This is a genomic window from Methanosphaerula palustris E1-9c, assembly GCF_000021965.1.
In the GTDB taxonomy this organism is placed as follows: domain Archaea; phylum Halobacteriota; class Methanomicrobia; order Methanomicrobiales; family Methanospirillaceae; genus Methanosphaerula; species Methanosphaerula palustris.
Genome location: NC_011832.1, coordinates 1,275,502 through 1,293,895, shown reverse-complemented (window position 1 = coordinate 1,293,895; position 18,394 = coordinate 1,275,502). Strand labels below are relative to the sequence as shown.

The 18,394-nt window shown below is 52.5% G+C and carries 20 protein-coding genes; 12 read left to right on the top strand and 8 right to left on the bottom strand.

Annotated features, from left to right (window positions below):
• Positions 1–93 precede the first annotated feature (93 nt).
• The 3 genes from MPAL_RS06330 to MPAL_RS06320 form a co-directional block, all read right to left on the bottom strand.
• Positions 94–561, bottom strand: coding sequence for a MarR family winged helix-turn-helix transcriptional regulator (locus MPAL_RS06330; protein ID WP_048145222.1), 468 nt, complete (start codon positions 559–561; stop codon positions 94–96).
• Positions 562–598: 37 nt separating this feature from the next.
• On the bottom strand, positions 599–1,999 hold the full coding sequence (locus tag MPAL_RS06325; protein WP_012617918.1) for an MFS transporter: 1,401 nt from the start codon (positions 1,997–1,999) through the stop codon (positions 599–601).
• A gap of 248 nt (positions 2,000–2,247) precedes the next feature.
• Positions 2,248–2,943 (bottom strand): MBL fold metallo-hydrolase, encoded by a 696-nt coding sequence (locus MPAL_RS06320; protein ID WP_012617917.1) that lies wholly within the window; start codon positions 2,941–2,943, stop codon positions 2,248–2,250.
• 113 nt (positions 2,944–3,056) lie between these two features.
• Here MPAL_RS06320 and MPAL_RS06315 point away from each other — a divergent pair, with 113 nt between their 5' ends.
• The 5 genes from MPAL_RS06315 to MPAL_RS06295 all read left to right on the top strand — a co-directional run bounded on the left by MPAL_RS06315 (position 3,057) and on the right by MPAL_RS06295 (position 6,560).
• On the top strand, positions 3,057–3,503 hold the full coding sequence (locus MPAL_RS06315) for a winged helix-turn-helix transcriptional regulator (protein WP_012617916.1): 447 nt from the start codon (positions 3,057–3,059) through the stop codon (positions 3,501–3,503).
• Positions 3,504–4,113: 610 nt separating this feature from the next.
• Positions 4,114–4,497, top strand: a complete 384-nt coding sequence (locus tag MPAL_RS06310; RefSeq protein WP_012617915.1) for a VOC family protein — start codon at positions 4,114–4,116, stop codon at positions 4,495–4,497.
• A gap of 19 nt (positions 4,498–4,516) precedes the next feature.
• The gene (locus MPAL_RS06305) at positions 4,517–4,957 is read left to right on the top strand and encodes an EVE domain-containing protein (protein WP_012617914.1); all 441 of its coding nucleotides are present in this window, start codon (positions 4,517–4,519) and stop codon (positions 4,955–4,957) included.
• A gap of 97 nt (positions 4,958–5,054) precedes the next feature.
• Positions 5,055–5,294, top strand: a complete 240-nt coding sequence (locus MPAL_RS06300; protein ID WP_148208163.1) for a hypothetical protein — start codon at positions 5,055–5,057, stop codon at positions 5,292–5,294.
• Between the two features lie 237 nt (positions 5,295–5,531).
• Positions 5,532–6,560: an AI-2E family transporter gene (locus MPAL_RS06295; RefSeq protein WP_048145219.1), complete on the top strand. Its 1,029-nt coding sequence runs from the start codon at positions 5,532–5,534 to the stop codon at positions 6,558–6,560.
• Between the two features lie 335 nt (positions 6,561–6,895).
• Here MPAL_RS06295 and MPAL_RS06290 read toward each other — a convergent pair whose 3' ends face one another.
• Positions 6,896–7,996, bottom strand: a complete 1,101-nt coding sequence (locus MPAL_RS06290; RefSeq protein WP_012617912.1) for an ABC transporter permease — start codon at positions 7,994–7,996, stop codon at positions 6,896–6,898.
• Positions 7,993–9,063, bottom strand: a complete 1,071-nt coding sequence (locus tag MPAL_RS06285; protein WP_148208162.1) for an ABC transporter ATP-binding protein — start codon at positions 9,061–9,063, stop codon at positions 7,993–7,995. Before MPAL_RS06285 ends, MPAL_RS06290 begins: the two co-directional genes overlap by 4 nt.
• A gap of 265 nt (positions 9,064–9,328) precedes the next feature.
• On the opposite strand from MPAL_RS06285, the gene MPAL_RS06280 reads away from it, so the two are divergent.
• From MPAL_RS06280 to MPAL_RS06255, 6 genes are all read left to right on the top strand, one after another.
• On the top strand, positions 9,329–10,375 hold the full coding sequence (locus MPAL_RS06280) for a hypothetical protein (RefSeq protein WP_012617910.1): 1,047 nt from the start codon (positions 9,329–9,331) through the stop codon (positions 10,373–10,375).
• A gap of 112 nt (positions 10,376–10,487) precedes the next feature.
• The gene (locus tag MPAL_RS06275) at positions 10,488–11,126 is read left to right on the top strand and encodes a Yip1 family protein (protein ID WP_012617909.1); all 639 of its coding nucleotides are present in this window, start codon (positions 10,488–10,490) and stop codon (positions 11,124–11,126) included.
• 91 nt (positions 11,127–11,217) lie between these two features.
• A complete protein-coding gene (locus MPAL_RS06270) occupies positions 11,218–11,847 on the top strand; it encodes a Yip1 family protein (RefSeq protein ID WP_012617908.1) in 630 nt (209 codons plus the stop codon).
• 2 nt (positions 11,848–11,849) lie between these two features.
• Complete coding sequence (locus tag MPAL_RS06265) at positions 11,850–13,097, top strand: COG1361 family protein (protein WP_012617907.1); 1,248 nt, start codon at positions 11,850–11,852, stop codon at positions 13,095–13,097.
• Positions 13,098–13,106: 9 nt separating this feature from the next.
• Positions 13,107–13,811: an ABC transporter ATP-binding protein gene (locus tag MPAL_RS06260; protein WP_012617906.1), complete on the top strand. Its 705-nt coding sequence runs from the start codon at positions 13,107–13,109 to the stop codon at positions 13,809–13,811.
• Positions 13,808–14,968 (top strand): ABC transporter permease, encoded by a 1,161-nt coding sequence (locus MPAL_RS06255; RefSeq protein ID WP_012617905.1) that lies wholly within the window; start codon positions 13,808–13,810, stop codon positions 14,966–14,968. Before MPAL_RS06260 ends, MPAL_RS06255 begins: the two co-directional genes overlap by 4 nt.
• A 23-nt stretch (positions 14,969–14,991) precedes the next feature.
• On the opposite strand, the gene MPAL_RS06250 is transcribed toward MPAL_RS06255, so the two are convergent.
• Positions 14,992–15,678: a PrsW family intramembrane metalloprotease gene (locus tag MPAL_RS06250; RefSeq protein ID WP_012617904.1), complete on the bottom strand. Its 687-nt coding sequence runs from the start codon at positions 15,676–15,678 to the stop codon at positions 14,992–14,994.
• A gap of 127 nt (positions 15,679–15,805) precedes the next feature.
• On the opposite strand from MPAL_RS06250, the gene thiD reads away from it, so the two are divergent.
• Positions 15,806–16,648 (top strand): bifunctional hydroxymethylpyrimidine kinase/phosphomethylpyrimidine kinase, encoded by an 843-nt coding sequence (gene thiD, locus MPAL_RS06245; protein WP_012617903.1) that lies wholly within the window; start codon positions 15,806–15,808, stop codon positions 16,646–16,648.
• Here thiD and MPAL_RS06240 read toward each other — a convergent pair.
• On the bottom strand, positions 16,595–17,239 hold the full coding sequence (locus tag MPAL_RS06240) for a V-type ATP synthase subunit D (RefSeq protein ID WP_012617902.1): 645 nt from the start codon (positions 17,237–17,239) through the stop codon (positions 16,595–16,597). The genes thiD and MPAL_RS06240 overlap by 54 nt on opposite strands.
• 16 nt (positions 17,240–17,255) lie before the next feature.
• Entirely contained in the window at positions 17,256–18,368 is a 1,113-nt protein-coding gene (locus tag MPAL_RS06235) for a V-type ATP synthase subunit C (RefSeq protein ID WP_012617901.1), read from the bottom strand.
• Positions 18,369–18,394: the final 26 nt, after the last annotated feature.

Sequence of the window (18,394 nt, the reverse complement as noted above, 5' to 3'; positions counted from 1 at the left end):
CTCATACCAGATTTGAATCGTTTGCTTTGCATACCAAATAGTACGCATGGACAGGATAAATAGTTTGTTAGACTAACAAACTAATTTGTTGATTCACTCTTTCTTCTCTGATGAGCACTCAATCATAATCCGAAATGATTTGATAAGGGTTTTTTGCTGGTTTTCTGTTGTGTTTTTCTCAATCAGCTCTATGAATGCCTCAAAAACCCGCTGTTTGTGTTTAAAAACCTGACAACCTTTTTCGCTCAGGGTCAGGAGAAATTTGCGCTGATCAACATCGGACCGGGTCCGGACAACAAACCCGTCCTTCATGAGTTTTGTAATCGCGGCGTTGGCCGAAGGTTTTGAGACACCGAGTTTTTGGGCAAGTTCGGTTAGGGTGATACTGTCGTTGCGCTGGATGCCCCGTAAATAATAGAACTGGTTGAGGGTAAGATCACAAGAGCCAATCGTTTCCATTTCAATCTTATCTGCCTCAATAGTAACATATTTGTACCGTTCGATAAACTGAGCAAATAGATCCCTTAAATCCATAGCAGTACATAGAACCAGTTCAGACATTAAGGTAATTAGTGATTAATCATCATGAGAAAACCCGCTATACTTTTGCCAGCACCATGATTTTCCTGTCGACAATGACAATAAGCAGCCCCACAACGCTCAGGATCACCATAACGGCAGCAATTGAATGCAGGCTCTGATCGCTGACATTTGGATTAAAGAATATCGCGATAAGGGCCGACGATGTAATCGAGCCCAAATACCCAAAGGTACGGAACAGGCCTGAAGCGGTACCGATCTGATCTGCGGTGACCTGGGTGTAAAAGGCTGTCTGGTTCGCACTGGTGCACATCCCCATGGTAATCCCGAAGATCGCAGTGACTACAACTATCCAGATTAGTGGAGTCGCCGTGGTAAATAAAAGTACACCCACAGACCCTATCAAGCAGGCAACGGCGGACGCAATAAGGGGAGTGCGCACGAGGTTCAGCCGCGATACCGGCCACGCAAGCACAATGGATATGAGACTCATTGGCAAAATGATGAATCCGACATCAGCGGATGGAATATTTTTGTCGATCTGAAGCCATTGCGTGACACCATACATTACGGTGTAGACGCACAGCGATGCAAGGGCAAAGCGCACATAGGTGAGTATCAATGGCCGGTTCGTTGCCAACAGGCGGAGGTCAATAAAAGGTTGACTCACCTGTCCTTCCCACCAGACAAAGGCCAAAACGAGCAGAACAGCTACGCCTAAAACAACCCAATCCGGATCTGGCAATGACATGAGAAAGACCAGGAGGGAAAGCATCACGCCACTAAAGACCGTGATGCCGGCCAGATCGATGCGGGCTGCCAGGGTACGGAGCGTCTTTGTACTCCTGCTTGGCGGGTCCCGGAGGATCCAGGACACAGCCATAATGAGTGCTACGAGAGCCAGCGGGACGTTAATAAAAAACACGCTCTGCCAGCCCCAGGCGCCGACGAGGAATCCGCCAATGGGCAGACCTATAACCGCAGTCGCCATTCCCGCTATCACAAGGCCGCCAAGCACTCCTCCCGGGGGCTCGGTCAGCCCGGCCGATTCGGCCCGCTGTCGGATCAAAAGCATTGCCGAAGGATAGCCGGTCGAGGTGCCCACACCAATCAGGACCCGCGATATGATCAACGTTGCGAGGTCATGGCCTGAGCCACCCAGCACTCCTCCAACCAGTACAGCGAGAATACCTGCAAGGAACACCCGCCGTGGCCCACATGCCTCAGATAATTTTCCGGCTGCCGGCTGGGCAACGATACATGCCATATAGAGTGCTGCGACCAGAACAGCAGTCTGTCCGACCGGAACGTTGATGGCCGCTGCTATTGGCACCAGCGCAGTGGCAATGAACGAACTGTTGACAGGATTTAGTGCGGAGCCGATATAGAGAGGTGTTACAAAACGCCAATCGAACGCTTTTTCACTTTTTGTGGGTTGAGGTGAGTTGGATTTATTCATTCTTCATCTCCGGAAATCGGCGAATGATGTTCCATTTAAATCTTCAATTGGAGGAAATAAGAGAACAATCAAATTTTAATTGACATGCTGTCAGATCTCCCCGTGTTCGAATCAAATGAAATTTTATCTACAGCCATGAGGCTGTTAAAACGCTTTGTCAGCTGATCTATGTGTAGTGCGATAGACAGGGTACGAGGTCCCGTTTAAATTCTTAGGACCCTCTTCAAATATTTTCAGAGTCTTCCTTTTCATTTTCCCGGGAATCCATTTTTTCGAATATCTCTCTTTGCAAACTCCCGGACCTTTACCGATGCATCGGGTCTAAGAGGTATTCCATGTCCCGACAGCATGATAGCAAAATCAAGTGCGGCGATTTTATTGATTGATTGTTGTACCTCACTTGTGTCTAATGGCACCACTCCAATTTCGATTTTACTGCCGTTAAACCTCAATAGATCCCCTGCAAACAGAACATTTGATGCCTGATCAAAAAGACAAATACTTCCCGGAGTATGTCCGGGTGTATGAATGACGGTGAGACCAGCGATGGTATCACCGTCGTTGAGCTCTATATCCGGTTCAACAGGTCGTGATCCAAAAAACAAGGGGATGAGGACTTTAAAGATCATTCCCTTAACACCTCCCGGTACAGGCTGGGTTTTTCTGCCGGCAACATAGTCCGCATCCGCTTCATGAATGGCCACCTTCGCACCGCTAAGTTTTTTGAGATCGCTGGCGTCGCCCACGTGATCGATATGAAAGTGTGTCAGGACGATCGTTTTGATATCTGTTGGTTTACGTTTAAGAATATCCTGAATATAGTTTACAATTTTTGCGCTGTTTTTGGGCATTCCCGTATCTATAAGTGTTAGATCGTCCCGAACAATAATAAAACAATTACCATTTACACCATCGACTTGGTGAATTCCAGGCACTATCTCCATAATCCTTCAACTCCATTTTTTTGTATTTCTTCACTACAAAGATCCAATGTATGTCAATTTATAGTGGATACTAACAATTTTAGCCGGTGCTAACAAAATAGAAAGTGACTGTGATGACGAAGAACAAGGATTTTTGGCGATGGATCGAGGCTGCACTTAATGTGATCGGAGGGAAGTGGAAACTGCTGATCGTTATTGCATTAAAGGACGGGACTCAGCGGTATAACGAGATCTCTCGTAAACTTCCGGCAATCAGCGAGAGGATGCTCGTTAAACAACTCCGTGAGATGGAGCACGACGGTATAATCACAAGGACAGTCTATGCAGTAGTCCCCGCGAAGGTTGAATATTCGCTTACGCAGTCAGGTGAAAAACTGATTCCGGTTTTGAAGATTCTCGGGATATGGAGTGTAATCTACCTTGGATCCAATACTGTCTGTGAGGGGTTGTCCGAGCCAGTGGAAGTAGACCCCATTAAACTTAGTCAGTTGCTCGAAGATCTCGACGGTATCCTTCAGGATGCCGATAATAAAATAAAACGACAAAGCAATGACAATTAAGGTACTGTTGCATTAACGGGACTTAAAGAAAAGAATATCGTCGTAATCGATTAATGTTGTCTGGTTAAAAGGTCCCGATAACGCGACAGAACCAGTCAAATTATATCCATAAAATCTATAAAAAATTAATTATTAATGGGCATTTGCCCTGATACTTACATTCACCCACCATCAACCGTGCCGTCTTCGGGTCCAGCACCCTCGCCAAAACCAGCCCGGTCATCGAAACAAACATCGTCCAGAACACTTTTTTCATCTGGGAACCATCAAGATGGACGCGTTCAGATTTGATCAGTTCCAGTTGTTTGTCTGGGAGGCCGTACGATTAGCTTTTAGGCCATGTTGAAAATTCCGGCCCTCAGAAACCCTGTATATCTGAAGGAGACTCGAAGCGCTGATGAATTATTAAAGACACTGAAAAAATTAGTTAAGTACTGCAACCGGGGGTGGTCCAAATCATGATAATCGACACGTTCTCTCATCACTCATACTCCAGAGATTTCAGATTCTATTAACTGTAGGAATACTGAAATTGAGTAACATATACTTCCTTTATGTAGTTTTAAGGAACACTGACGCATGACCAAAAATCAATGGGAAGGTGAAACAGATGTCAAAAAAACTAAAAGAAAATCCAACAAGTCTCGATTTTGTTTCGTTACAGGTCCGGGATATATCCCTCTCAAAAAAGTTTTATCACGATAATCTCGGCTTTCGTGTAGAGGATGAAACCCGTCCTGATGCAGTAGTTTTCTCTACAGGCATGGGTGCAATTTTTGCTATACGCAAACCGCTTGTAGATCTGAATCAGGTATCACAGGTAGGCTTTGGAATAGGGCTCTGGTTTTATCTTCCAGATGTAAAAGACATCTTTGAAAACGCTAAAGAAACCGGAATACGAATAATTCAACCCCCGACGATGGGACCATTTGGAGAGATGCTGATTCTCGCAGATCCCGATGGGTATGTGATTACTCTTCATACAAAACAATGAATAAAAATTGTTGAGAGAGATGAACATTCCCCACTTTTGGATCATTGTGGCGTCCAGAGAACACGTGATGGTTGGCGTCAAAGGCGGATTTGCCCAGACAGGACATGGGAAACGATCCGGTTTAGCCCGGATGCATGCCGGTGATTCCATTGTGTACTACTCCCCAAAGAGGGTGCTGGGAGGGGATGACCCGCTCCATGCATTCACGGCGTTGGGGACCATTGCAGGCGAGGAGATTGTGCAGGTGGAGATGACGCCAGACTTCAAACCGTTCCGAAGAGATGTGAAGTACCTGTACACGGGAGAGGTCAAGATCGAGCCGCTCATCGAAGATCTCCATTTCATCCGGAACAAAAAGTCATGGGGGTATGCATTCCGGTTCGGTCTCCTGGAGATCGAGAAAGAAGATTTTAAGAGAATCCTGCAGGAATTCGAAAAAGAGGGACAAACGCCTGAATGAAACAGAAGGGATTTTGCAGAAAACCGATGATTGGACCTTTGGCGGCACCTGGCCGTTTGAATCATATCTATCCGGTCCCCACCCGGCTCTGCAGGAGATGCGTGAAGGACCAGGCTCATCCCCATCGATCAGGCGCGAACCGGACCGTTCCCTCCTCCGTGCCATCCCCTCCACAGATCTCGCCGTTCTGAACAAAGCCGGTCTCCTCGAGTACCCGATCGCATTCGAATCAGAAAACGAAGAGAACGACCCGGCCCCTCAGTTCCCGATGAGGGACCGATTCCCACCAGCGGTGTCGGTGCGGACCCGGTGCCATGGAGAGGAAAGGGAATCCTAACCATCCGAGAGCATGGTGACCACCCTGGGCCGGCACATCGTGATCGAAGAGGGGCATGCAGGTGGAATGATGGCGTCGAAGAGCCGGCCGGGTGGTACGTGACCGTGATGACGAGCACGGGTGATGCTCGTAGGGTTGCCGGGATCAGGAGAATTCGTGAGCGAGTTAAACGAAAGAGATCCTCCGATCTTCAAGTTCCATACATTTTTCACTTCACTCCTCGAATAGATGAGATATATGGAGATAACCCTGATCACTGAAGAGCAGAAACTGTGGCTCCTTATCAGTGCGATCTTTCTTGTGGCCGTCTTTGCATTCTGGCCGTTGATGACGGTGATCGTATGGGCCGTCGCCCTTGCCGTTGCATTCATGCCACTCCAAAAAAGATTATCGCGTCGTCTCAAACCATCGATCTCTGCAGCGCTCATTACCATCATGATCCTCTGTACAGTCATCCTGGTGGTATCGGTATCGATGAACGTGCTCCTGGCCAACAGTGGTGAGATCGGTTCCATGATCACGTCGCTGGTGATGGGCATTCAAAATGCCGGCATATCCTCATTTCTCCCATCGTCCATAGCCAGTCAACTCTCCAGCATCCCTCAAATGCTGATCAAGTCGATGCTGGAGTCGATCATAGGAATGACCAGCAACCTGCTGCAGCTCCTGATTCAGGTTGTGATCTTCTTCCTCTCCCTCTCGATGCTCCTCTATTTCGGGGAGAGTATCTGGGGCACATTGACCTGCAACCTCTCCCCCAAACTGGCATCTGCCGTGGAAAAGATGGCCAGAATTTCAGGAGATACCATCTACTCGCTCATCATCATCCAGATATCGGCTGCGATCCTCTCCTTTATCCTTGCCATACCATTCTTCATGGTGCTCGGCTATGGAAACGTGATCCTGTTCGCCACCATAATAGGACTCGGCATGCTGATCCCTCTCATTGGGGCCCAATTCATCATTCTTCTCATGACCCTCTACCTGATCGCCACAGGGGATATGAAGGGTGCGGCCATTACGGTGTTCATCGGATATCCACTCTTAAGTGGATGGATCGATTTCTATTACCGGCCGGTGATGATGGGGAAGAGAGTCGCCATCAACCCGGTGCTGATGATGATCGGCATCTTTGCCGGCCTCCCATTCATGGGAATCCTGGGTTTCATCGTCGGCCCCGTGTTGGTCGCACTGGTGGTGACCGGGTATAAGATCCTGGAAGAAGAGATGCGTAATCCCTGTTCATCAACCACCTGTGATGTATGATCCCGTTTGAAAATCCTCGATCATCACGGTCCCCCCGGAACTGTCGTTTCCAAAGGCCGCGTTTGGGACTGCAGCCGGCATCACTTTTTCTGACACACCCGGACACCGTGGATCTATTCCCGTTGTCCTTCCCGGATCGTTGAACAGCCCTCGAAAGTCCTACCAGGCAACCTTTAAAAAGATCATCAGTTCGACGGGGGGACCGGACAGATCGTGACCGGCCCTGCACTGCTGCTGCAGGAAATGGTCGATCAGTGCTAGGGAACTGCAGCCTTCAAAAGTTCTACCGACCAGAGACCAAACATCCCCGGGTCCGAACAAAAAAGGGTAATCCCTCAATCGAGGGTCCGTCGGAAGGTCGCAATGCCGATCGCGATCGCAAAGACCGAGAAGATGATCAGCGCCAGCAGGTCGATTCCGATGAGATTGAGCCCCTGACCCCTGAGAACCAGGGAGCGAAGGGCATGCACGCCGTAGGACTCAGGATTGATCACCGTGATCCAGCGGAGCCAGTCCGGCATCCCGAGTGTCGGGTAAAAAGCACCGCTGGTCATGAAGAGGATCAGGTTCAGGAACGCGACAGAGGAGGCGAAGATCTGCTGGTTTGCAAAGCGGGAGGCGAAAGCGACCACCAGACTGGTGAGTCCGATGCTGATGATGAAGATGACAGCCAGGATCAGCAGAAAGTTCACCGCACTGTCGATGACGATCCCGGCCACGAAGAGGTCGACAAGAAGGATGATAAATCCTGCGAGAAATCCCTTGACCGTGCCGCTTGCGATGATGCCGAGGAGGGTGCTCGACCGTTTCACCGGCGTGACCAGATACCCTTCGACGATCCCCATCTCCCGGTCCCGGATCATCGCCATGCCGCCCCCCATCATCGTGGTCATGAAGATGGCCATGACAATGACACCAACCCCAAAGAACTGCAAGTAACCGATATCCCCATAGATCTTGGTGACCTGCACCGGATTGTGCGCCCCGTTCTGGGCCAGGACACCGTTCAATCCAGCCTGGATCAGTGCGGGGATGGTAAACTCAGAACTGTCCATGTACATGCGGATCGTATTATCCGCCGAGATGCTGGAGGGGAAGATGACAGCAGCCATGATCCTTCCGTCAGTGACCGCACGCCGGGCGCTCGCCTCATCGGTGAAGACCGTTACATCAAAGGTTGGAGGGTTGTCCACCTGCTGCATCGTGCTCAATCCAGCAACTGCCGAGGCGAAGAGCGGAGTCTCCACCAGGTACGGCTCGTCCTGCACCACCCCGATCGGGATGTGGCTGATAGACCCGCCCATCGCGCTGCCGAAGATGATCAGGTACATGATCGGCATGAAGAGGGTCATCAGGATCACAAACGGATTGCTCAGGAACTTCTGAAAATCCCGTTTGAAGATCGCAAAGGCTCCCCGCAGCAGGGATGATGTCATGAATCCTGCCTCCCGACTTCACCGGTCGCGATCGCATCGGACTCTGGAACCTGCCCGGTCAGGTAGATGAAGATATCCTCGAGGGACGGCGACCGGATTGCAATCGAGGTCATTGGGTTTGAGAACTGTTCGAGGACCCGCAGGAGATCGGGGAGGACGATACTCGCATCTCTTGTCACGATCAGCAGGTTCAGTCCCCTGACATCGACAGAACCAACCTGGGGTATCTCTCTGATCCGGGCGAGGAGATCCCCGGTTATCTTCACAACCCCAATCTCGATCAGGTCGCCAACCGGAAACGATCGTCGCAGGTTCTCCATCGTGTCCAGGGCGATCAGTCGACCCTGGTCGACGAATGCTATCCGGTTGCAGAGCCTCTCGGCCTCATCCATATAATGGGTGGTCAGGATGATCGTCGTCTCTTCAACGTTCAACTGTTCAATCTGCTGCCACACCTCGCGCCGGGACTCGGGATCGAGTCCGATCGTCGGTTCATCCAGGAAGAGGATATCCGGCTTATGGATGAACGCCCGGACAATCTCAAGTTTCCGTTTCATTCCGCCGGAGAAGGTACTGACTGGAGAACGGGCCCTGTCTTGAAGCCCGGTCATCTCCAGGAGTTGCCAGATCCGGGGCTTGAGCACCCGATCCTCCATGTTCTGCAACCTGCCGTAAAACTCAAGGTTATCGTAGGCGGTCAGTTCCTGATCCAGGGTACTGTTCTGCGGGCAGACACCAATCAACCCGCGGATCTGCTCGGGAGAAGCCGATACCTCATAGGAATCGATGAACGCGGCCCCGGAACTCGGGGAGATCAGGGTGGTGAGGATCCTGATGAGCGTGCTCTTGCCGGCCCCATTCGGGCCGAGCAGGCCGAAGATCTCGCCACGTTTTACCTCGAAAGAGATATCATCGACAGCGGCCACCGGTCCCTGTTTGGATGGGAAGACCTTGGAGAGATGTTCGATCCGGATGATACTCTCCCTCACTGCTGAAGGGACCGGCCCCTCCCTCAAGGCTGCATGGTGATCCGGTAGATCCTGATCAACGGGTACGATATGGTTCATTGGTCTCCTGATTGGGGAGACTCAGGAAAGTCGACATGTCCAGTACCGACGACCTTCCCGATCCCCACTGACACAAGGTGTCACCCTTAAGATAATAATATAGTGATACGGAGCGAGCAGACCGAATCGATCACCTGGCAATTATCTCACCCCCGGGTCTCCGTTCAGGATATGAGACACTGGCAGCAGGTAAGAGAACAACCAGTCGTCATTCCTATCAACACCTGACACAACAGATAAATCGGTTGAGCCTGACCTAAACTCTATGACTCCACAGATATTGCAATGGCCGGCCCTGATAGTAGGGCTCGTGCTGTTGATGCTCATACCCACCGCCTCGATGGCCGTCGTGATCCTCGACGACAACCAGACCCATCTGACCACACCCATCTCTGATGATGTGTTCGCTACCGGCGGTACCATTGTGATCGATGCACCGGTCGACAGCCTGGTGGTGGCCGGCGGCATGATTCAGGTGAATGCACCGGTGAAAGGAGATCTGATCGCAGCCGGCGGTAAAGTCTCGATCAACGCCAATGTTGGCGGGAAGGTGATCGCTGCCGGGGGCAGTGTAGTGATGAACGGGAGTGTGGGAACCAACCTGATCGCAGCCGGCGGGAAGGTGAACGTCATGAACGCCACAACGGTGAGCAGGGACGCCCTGCTCAGTGGCGGTTCCGTTACCAATGCCGGGAATATCAACGGCACGCTCCGGGTCGGCAGCTCGAATTTCCAGAACACCGGGACAGCCGGAAGCATGGTGATCGATAGTCCCCAGGACCACAAAGAGGCGAACCAGACTGGAGATCGATCGAAAGATCACGGAAACTGGAGCTGGATATCTGCGGTCCTGGCTCTTCTGATGGCGCTCGGGTTCCTGATCATCGGGCTCGTGTTGATCGTTCTCTTCCCGGGAGCGGCGACGGCCGTCGGAGGATCTGTGCTGAATCATCCCGTCAGGACACTGATCTTCGGGATAGGAGGACTGATCGGCGGCGGGATCATCTGTCTGCTGCTGTTGATCTCCATAGTAGGGATTCCGCTGGCCCTGCTCGTCGCCCTGCTCATCATGGCCACAACGACGCTCTCCGGGCTCGTCACATCTCTGGCGCTGGGAAAATTCCTCGGAGATGTGCTGAAGATGACAGCCTCGCCGCTGATCCTCTTCATTATCGGCTTCGTCCTGCTGAATCTGCTCCAGTTGATCCCGATCCTCGGTGGAATAATCTGGCTGATCGCCCTGCTGCTGGGAACCGGGGCCATCTTCTCTGCAGCCTTCGAACTGATACAGAACCGTGATGTACCTGCCTGAACGGACATGATAAGAGGATAATCTCCTTTTTTCCCCTCGGTTCGGATGCGATTCAGAAAAATTGACCAACAAATTAAACTTTGATGATAACTCATTGATTCACTGATCAGCCATGGATAATAAATTTTTAACAATACTCACTGCTCCTCAAAATTTCTTTATCGGGATCGAAGAGAGACCGGTCAGCCTCGGCATCCCGGCAGTGATCGTTCTCCTCATGGGAATTGTCAGCGCCATCTCGGCCTATATAGTCACCGGCGTCACGATGCAGGTGCTCCCTGCAAGTTCACAGCAGATGATCGGCATCATTCAGGGGATCGGTGCGATCAGTGCTATCATCGTCGTCCTGGTGATGTGGTTTATCATGGCCGGGATCTTCTATCTGATCTCGATGGCCTTCAATGGGACCGGAGACTTCAAGCGGGTGCTCGAAGTCACAGGGTACGGATATATCCCCTCGTTGATCGGCAGTATCATCTCGCTGCCGTTGATGTTCCAGTACCTCTCAACGATCCACCTGCCATCGATCGCGGATCCCACCCTGATGCAGTCGGCGATGACCGGGATGATGAAGACCCCGTCGATGGCGGTGATCTCCCTTATCGGCATCGTCTTCCTGCTCTGGAGTGCAAACATCTGGATCTTTGGTGTCAGGGAGGCCCGGCATCTGACCACCCGTAACGCAGTCATCACGGTTGGCATCCCGGTGCTTGTATCGGTGCTGTTCTCGATATATGGACTGATCGCATAGATACAGATTGAAGGTATCTGTATTGAAACGAGCGGCGCCAACCAGATACCAATGTTCAAATAAACCACAAAGAAAGAGTAACGAGATACACATGGAGAACACGAACCCGATCCTGGCGCTCCTCACACCAGGGGTTTTTTTTGCAGCAAAAAAACAGGATCCCTTCGATCTGAGAATCCCTGCACTGCTGGTCCTGATATCTGGGTTTGGAGGTGCAGGGACTGGCTATCTGAACAGTCAGATCCAGAATCAACTGATTGGCCACACCCCCACGAGTTTGGATCCTCTCCTGACCCTGGCTTCTGCGATCCTCATGGCCTACCTGGTCTGGGTGATCGTGACCGGGATCTTTACGATCATCTCAAGGATTCTGTTCGGTGGTGGAGAATTCCTGCAGCTGCTCCAGTTCACCAGTTATGGGTTCATTCCAGGGTTCATCGGTTCGCTCATCACGATTCCGGTGCTGGCGCCGTTCACCGGATCGCTCAGACTGCCAGCGCTCGGGGATCCACAGATGATCGGAGCGATGGTCGACCAGATCCAGCACACCCAAACGATGCAGATGGTGACCCTGATTGGGATCATCTGCCTGCTCTGGAGTGGATATATCTGGATCTTTGGAGTACGGGAGGCTGAAGACCTCTCCACTCACCATGCGGCGATCATCGTCTGTATTCCGATCATCATCGCCGTCGCAGTAAAAATAATTGGAGTTTTATAACCATGAGAAGACTTGTATTCATCGGATTGCTCCTCTGCCTCCTTATCAGCGCAGCAGGGGCCGTAGACCAGACCATTCCTGCAGGATATACAATCCCTGCAGGAATAACCACCTCATCCACGACATCTGGAGTTGTATCGACCACCACCCAGACGCTGAGTCAAAGCGTCATCGCTTCCCAGACGAGCGATACCGGGCAGTTGCAGGTGACCGGTACGAAACTGGACCCTGAAGTGCTGATGTACGGGGATACCGGTACGCTGACCGTCGATGTGGTCAACACCGCCAGCCACAGTATCACGGTCAAGCGGGGGGCGCTGACCGGAAACGGGGCTATCACGGTCAACGACAAGAATTACGCGGCAGTAGGGGATATCGGTCCCGGGGCGAAGATGTCGTTCACCTTCACCATCAAGGCGGGAGCCCCAGATGGGATCTACTACCCAGAGTTCTCGCTTCAGTTTCCCGAAGGAACCAGCCTTCGATACCTGGTGCCGGTGAAGATCGACAACACCGGCCTTGTCCTCGCTATTCAGAGTCAGCCTGACGCCTACAGTGCCGGCCAGAAGGATTCCATCACCCTCTCTGTGGGAAACCCCCGTCAGAACAGTGTGAACGGAGTGACCGTCAATGCAGCCGGCCCTTCGATCACGATGCTTCCTGCCACTTCGTTCATCGGGACGCTCGGATCGAACAGCGCTTCGACCACCACGCTGAACATCACCCCGGCCGCCCCGTCGAACCTCACGGTGCAGGTCCTGTTCACCAATGGTCTGAACCGACACACCCAGACGCTTGTCATCCCGGTGGAATTCAGTGAGTCCAAGACACGGGCAGATATGGTCATCTCGAATATCGTGATCAAACAGTCCAATTCAACGATCGACCTGACCGGAGACATCACCAATGCCGGGCTCACCCCGGCCAAGGCGGTCGTTGTCACGCCTGGCAAGGATGTGACCGGGATCGATCCGTACAAACAGTATGTTGTCGGTTCTCTCCAGCCAGACGACTTCTCGAGCTTTGAGCTGACCTTCAATGCAAAAGGTGCAACCAGCGTTCCGGTGATCGTCACCTATCTGGATGCCGATGGAAACCAGTTCTCCAAGACCATTCCACTTTCGCTGGGAGATACGGCTGACACCTCAACCACAGCAGATACTTCGTTTCCCATCCTCTGGGTTGTGATCCTGCTCCTGGCAATCCTCGTCGTCGGATATGTGATCAACAAATCCTGGAAGAGGGGGTGACCTGTTCGGGTGAACGCGCTTCAACCCTCTGATGAACGATCAGATCAACCGGTCCTCCTCTTCGATCAGGTGACCAAGATCTATCCCCTCCCAGCAGGGGATGTGGTGGCACTCGATCACGTCTCGCTGAAGGTCTACCCGGGCGAGTTCATCGCGATCATGGGCCCCTCTGGATCAGGCAAGACCACGCTGTTGAACATGATGGGATGCCTCGATATCCCAACATCAGGGGACCTGATCATCAACGGTTCAAATGTTAAGGACCTGAGTGATGACGAACTCACCTGGCTGCGACGGGACACGATCGGGTTCATCTTCCAGCACTTCAACCTGATCCCACTCCTCTCGGTCTTGGAGAATGTGGAGTTTCCGCTGATCCTGAAATGTCAGAACGATGAATGCGGCCTCAAGCCGCTGGAGGTATTGAAGGCCGCAGGGCTCGATGATGTCCAGCTCTATACACACAAGCCGAGTGAACTCTCAGGCGGACAGCAGCAGCGGGTTGCGATCGCACGGGCGCTGGTCAACGACCCCGACATCCTCCTCTGCGATGAGCCTACCGGCAACCTGGACTCCAAGACAGGGAAGGGTATCATGGACCTGTTGACCACGATGAACCAGGACGGAAAGACCATCATCATGGTCACGCACGATGCATCGGTTGCCGACTATGCCAGTCGGATGATCCGGATCGTGGACGGGAGAATTGCATGATATTCGTTGATTTTGCAGTCAGAAACCTGCGAAGAAACTGGTTCCGCTCGTTGCTGGCGATCCTCGGGATCATCATCGGAGTGCTCTCGATCTCATCGATGGGGATCCTCGGGAATGGAATCGTCCTCTCGGTTTCAGATAGTTTCACCTCGGTTGGGGATTCAATCGTGGTCTCGCCCCATTCAGGTACGGGAGGGCTTTCGGGGACTACCGTCACCAATGACCGGCTCTCTGAACAGCAAATCCTTGAACTCTCCCGGGCAGTCTCTCCGAACAAGGTGATTCCAATCTATACCGGCGGCGATAGGATCACCTATGGAAATGAGAAAGGAGTCGCTTCGATCTATGGGATGGACCCTGACGACATGCCCACCATGCTCACCGTGGAGAGCGGAGTATATCTGCGTGGAAACAGCGGGGCCATGATAGGGAAGACGATCGCCGATCAGTTGAAGGTCAAGGTCGGCTCGAAGGTGATCCTGGGAGACGGGACGATCCTCCCGGTGGTCGGAATCCTCAAGGAGCGCGGGCTCGGGCTGGATATCAACCCTGACAACGCTCTGATCGTCAGTAAACAATGGTTCTCCGAGCATTACAGTGTCAAGGGGTACAATGAAGCGATCGTCAAAGCCTCCGACCTGAAACAGATTGTATCGGTGAAGCAGGCAATTGAGAAGAGATTCAACCGACAGGATAAGGTCGTCGACGTCTACGACACCAAGTCGATCCTTGACTCTATCCTGGGTGCCTTCAATCAGATCTCGACATTCACAACAGTGATTGGTGGGATATCTCTCCTGGTTGCAGGGATCAGTATCCTGAACATCATGATGATGTCGGTGACTGAACGGATCAGAGAGATTGGGATCATGCGTTCGCTCGGGACACGACGGAAAGAAGTGCGCTGGATGTTCATCTATGAGGCGCTGATCCTCGGATTCATCGGCTCCCTGATCGGCGGGATGCTCAGCTTTGGCGGCGGGTATGTGATCAGCCTCTTCATGCTCCAGACCACCAAGTATCTCTTCTATCCGTCAAGTCTGATCGCGATAGTTTATGGAATGGGCTTCGGAATTGGGACCAGCGTGCTGAGCGGACTGTACCCGGCATGGAAGGCTTCTAACCTGAACCCGATTGATGCCCTTCGATACGAGTGACGTCGGCTTCACCCTTTTTTTCCTCATCGTCTGAGGACACAGAATTTTCGAACCAGCATTGCATTGATCCGTTTGCTGACGATCAGCCACATCAATGGAACGAGAACCAGCGCTGTCACGGCAAACCCGGGTTCATTAAAGGTGAGTAACAGGTTGAAGAGAGCATGAAAGAACATCGCAACCAGGAGTCCCTGCAGGATGATCGGCCTCTTCGCCTCGTGTGGCACTACCACTGCCTGACCAAGTGAATACCCCCACATACTTGAGTTCAGGGCGTGGGCAGGTACTGAAAGAAGCGCTCGAACGATGCTCAACTCGAACGGCAGAACCAGCAGTTCCTGATATGCACCGAAGACATAGAAGAAGTTCTCAAGGGCTGCAAATCCAAGTGCGGCCGTCGTTGAGTATATGATCCCATCCATTGGATCGGTGAGGGCATGATTTCTATAAACTGTCAGGTACACCACCAAGAACTTGGCCAGTTCCTCAACGATCGGGGCCACTATGACACTGATGAACACGGTAGAATGAACAAGGGGATCAAAAGCCCCCTCTATCAGGGCAACTGGTGGTATCGCCACCATCCCGAGGATGAAGAGCCAGAGCATCCAGGTCGGCGATTCGGACCTGCACCGATCCCGCATATAAAAAAACCAGACCCAGAAGAGCGCGGGGGCAAAGCCAAGAACAACCAGGTAGGTGAGATCCATGCAACAGCAGATATTCGGGTGGCCGTATATGAACGTATGGATTCAGTGTCCCCCAGATAATCCCTGGATTCGTTCCGGTTACGGGATATACATACCTTCAAGACACCACAGACACCATCCTCTCTGGATGCAGAGATCTCAAACCGTCTGTGCCTGCACGATCGCTGGATCGGACCCGACCGGGGGAGCAGGGATCCAGGCCGACCTGTCGACCTTCGCTGCCATGGGAGTGTGGGGTCTTTCAGTGATCACAGCGCTGACAGCCCAGACCCCAGAGAGGGTCGACAGTACCTGGGTTCAACCCGCACCTATCGTGGCGACCCAACTCAAGGTTCTGCTCGAAGAGTTTCACATAGGAGCGTTCAAGACAGGAATGCTCGGTGACGGATCGGTGATCGATACCATCACCGATCTCCTCCCAGAGGGCGTTCCCCTCGTCGTCGACCCGGTGCTGGTCTCCTCCAGCGGTCACCGGCTCCTCGCAGAAGAGGCGATAGAACTGCTGAAAGAGCGTCTTTTACCACGGGCGACCGTGATCACACCGAATCTCCCCGAGACAGAGGTGCTCTCTGGACTCAGCCCGCTCTGTTCAGACGATGAGGTGATCCGGGCAGGGAAGGTTCTGCTGGATCTCGGTGCAGCGGCGGTGATCATCAAGGGGGGTCATCGAGCAGGTGCCAGAGCCACCGATCTGCTGATCACAGCCAGCACCGTCATCCCCCTCTCATCATTCCGGAGGCCCTATCCAGTACATGGTACTGGTTGCTGCTTCTCAGCAGCACTGACCGCTCTCCTCGCTCGGGGGTATCCGCTTCCCACCGCTGCACAAGAGGCAAAATGTCTGATCAGTCGGGCCGTCTCCACCGAACCGGTCGGCCGGAGTGGGATGCGGATGGTCGACCCCCTTCAGATCTCATCATTTGACAGGATTCCGACCGATCTTGACCTTCTTAATATGAAAAAGGCGTGATGCCTCCTCCCGGTCCATCTCGTCCCGCCTCAACTGGATATAGTTTCGCTCCTCGATCAGGTCCGGGATCACCCGGTACTCAAGGGCCCTGACCCGGCGGCGGGTGCGGACGAACTCGGCGAGGATCAATCGGAGTTCGGTCTGAAGACCTGCTGCACGAATCACGACGTCGAGCAGATCCTCGAAGGCTCCAGCCACATCATCGATCACCGAATCTGTTCCGAGGATGCAGTACCCACGCTCGTCGAGATTCTTCTTCACCCCCTGCTCATGAAAAACCGGCACCCCCACGCCAAGAAGATGCTTCAAACCCCGCTCGATCGTTGGAATCTGCTCGATCGACTCTGCAGCGATCGCCACTCCGATCGCTCCTTCCATCATGTACGCGACAGCGATCAGTTGCTGTGAAGCATCATATCGTGCGGCAAGTTCGTGCTGTACCTGTTTCAGTTCTCCAATCACCCGCATCAATTCCAGCATCAATCCATCCCGTTTTCTCTTCAGCAGGGAGTGTGCCCGATCTGATAACCGGATCCGTCGCTTGACCGCGAGAAGTTCCGATCTGGTTGGTTTGATATCAGCAGTTCTCATCGCTCCTCCTTGGGCATCATATCACCAAATACCGACGGATCAGGTCGTTCTGGAGACGGTATTCCTTCCCCCTGATGATCGCTCGCAGATTAAATACCTCATACTTCTTCCGTTCCAGGTACGAGAGCACCGGAAGGACGGAGAAGGGGTGACGGATCGCAAGACGATCCATCTGATCCAACCGGGCCCGGGTCACGGCCATCTCGACCTCATGAATTGGGGTCCTCCGCTGCTGCCAGCGGAGCCAGAGCATCTCCCCAACCATCTCTGAATCGACTGTTTTTTCACGATTTATCTCCTGTAACCCCCTGATGATGAGCGGAAAGATACCGGTTCTCCGGATCTCTTCGACGAACGCACCCTTCTCCTCGATACCGTACAGGGTGTTCAAGGTTGTAAGGTCTACGGTCCCACCAGGAATCAGGTAGTGATCGAGATCATGGGTGACTCCGCCGCTCCTGAGCCGAAAGATGTTCCTAAGATTGACAAGATCGATCTCCAGCCGGATGTACCGGGTGAAGACATAATCTGTTTGAGGATCGTTTCGCAGTGCATGAAGGAGATTGACATAATACTGTTTGTACAGTCGATTTTCGAGCCGGGCAAACCTGCCGGCTCCCTCCTTCTGCATGTACCACTGAGAAAGCACAGGGTAGAGTTCCCAATCCTCAAGCATCGGCACGATCCGATCTATTGACTCCTGACCGATCAGGGATTCAAGAAATGACCGATCCAATTCCCCGGCAGGGATCAACTCGCTCAGAATCCGCTGATCTGAGATCCTGTGCTCTTTACCATGGAGAACCAGCATCACGTTGACGATATCCCATCGAGCCAGATATCGCGAGGTGAGCAGACCGAGCATTCCGGGAGCGAGATCCAGCACCTTCTGAAACGACAGGGCAAGGTTATCGGTAAGGGCCTGTTCGATCTGATTTGCATTCAGGGCCCCCCCAGGGAATTGGAGTACCTGTGCCCGGTAGTTCCCCTCCCCGATCATTCTGATGATCTGCGAAGACGACATCTGAAGCATCCGCTCGTACTGATCTTCGGGAATCAACCTTCCCTTGCGGATCTGCAGCCTGGTACAGACGTAGATATACGCCCCTGGATGGGATATGCCGGCCATATATGTATCGTTTCGAAGTGCTCAAC